Here is a 1579-nt window from a genome sequence, read left to right as displayed (position 1 = left end):
GCGGAACCTGCCAACGACTTTGAGACACTTCGGGTCTCGATTTAGTGAGCACCTCCTGGTTGTAGCCCCGTGGTCTGGGGCGGGTTGATGTAGACGGCTTCGGGCAAGGTTGCCGGCTGGGGGCAGCCTCGCGGGAAGCGCTCGGGGTGGATGCGATAGACGTTGGCGAGGACCTTCTGGCGATCGGCCAGGAGATCCTCGGCCCGACCGCAGTAGACATCGGCGGGCGTGAGCATGGCGATGCCCGCGTGCCGATGCTGATGGTTGTACCACGGGAAGAACGTACGGCAGTAGGCCGTGGCGTCCGGTTGGCCGGAGAACCGTCCGGGGAACCCCGGGTGGTACTTCAGGGTCTTGAACTGCGACTCGGAGAACGGGTTGTCGTCCGAGACGCGGGGGCGGGAGAGCGACTGGGTCACGCCCAGGTCGGCCAGGAGCTGGGCCGTGCACTTGGCCGTCATCGGGGCCCCGCGGTCGGAGTGGAGCGTCAGGGTCTTGGGGTTCACTGCGTACTTCAGGCAGGTCTCCTCGATCAGGTTGCTGGCAAGCCGGGCGTTCTCGCGGTCGGCGACCATCCACCCCACGACGTAGCGGCTGTAGAGATCCAGCAGCACGTAGAGGTAGTAGTAGGTCCACTTCTTCGGGCCGAGCAGTTTTGTTATGTCCCACGACCAGACCTCGTTCGGCGCCGTCGCAACGAGTTCGGGTTTGGTGTAGGCCGGATGACGCCGCTGATTGCGGCGCTCTCGGCTTTCTCCTCCTTCGGCCAGGAGGCGGTACATCGTGCGTTCCGAGCACAGGTAACGCCCCTCATCGAGGAGCGTGGCCGCGACCTCGCCGGGCGATCGATCCGCGAAACGGGGCTCATAGAGCACCTCTCGCACGCGCGCGCGCTCGGTTGGCGAGAGCGCTCGGGCAGGGGTTTTCCGGGGCTGCTGCTGCCCGATCGAAGGCCTCGCGTTGCGGTAGAAGGTCGCCCGCGACACGCCCAAGGCCCGACAGGCCGGGGAAATCCCGACCTGTCGAGCCAATCCTTGGGCTGCGGTCACGAGTTCTTTCCGCTCTCGAGGTCGAATCCCAGCAGCCCGGCAACTTTTTCCTGCACGTCCAGGATCGTGTGGGCCTTGTGCAGCTCGGCCTTGAGGCGCGCATTCTCGGCCTCGAGTTGCTGCACCTTGGGCTCCAGCGGGTTGCGCTCCCTCGGCTTGACGCCACGCTTCTTCGAGGCCAGCCCTCGAAGAGCGCCCTGACGCTGCGCCTTGCGCCAGGCTGTGAGGTGAGAGCTGTACAGCCCCTCGCGCCGAAGCAGCTGGCCCACCTCACCAGGCTTCGTGCAGCTGTCTGCCTCTTCGAGAATCCGCAGCCGGTACTCGGCCGTGAATTGCCTCCGCTTCGGCTTCGCCACCACCTCCGGATCGGGCCCGCCGGCCCTGGAGCCGGTTCCGGCGCTACGCGCCTCCACCGGCCCCAGGGCCGGCGGAAGCGGAGTGTTCGAGTCGTTGATCATCGTGAGTCACCTTGCATCGCCCTACAGTAATTCTGGACGGGTCAAGTGTCTCATCGGCGTTGGCAGAGAGGG

2 protein-coding genes are annotated in these 1579 nt (G+C 65.9%); both read right to left on the bottom strand.

All coding sequences use genetic code 11. From position 1 onward, the window contains the following. Positions 1 to 41 precede the first annotated feature (41 nt). On the bottom strand, positions 42 to 1049 hold the full coding sequence (locus GY937_00970) for an IS3 family transposase (GenBank protein ID MCP5055276.1): 1008 nt from the start codon (positions 1047 to 1049) through the stop codon (positions 42 to 44). Continuing rightward, the gene (locus GY937_00965) at positions 1046 to 1507 is read right to left on the bottom strand and encodes a transposase (GenBank protein ID MCP5055275.1); all 462 of its coding nucleotides are present in this window, start codon (positions 1505 to 1507) and stop codon (positions 1046 to 1048) included. Before GY937_00965 ends, GY937_00970 begins: the two co-directional genes overlap by 4 nt. Positions 1508 to 1579: the final 72 nt, after the last annotated feature.

Source organism: bacterium (assembly GCA_024228115.1).
Lineage (GTDB): Bacteria > Myxococcota_A > UBA9160 > UBA9160 > UBA6930.
This window is presented reverse-complemented; position numbering and strand designations above follow the sequence as displayed.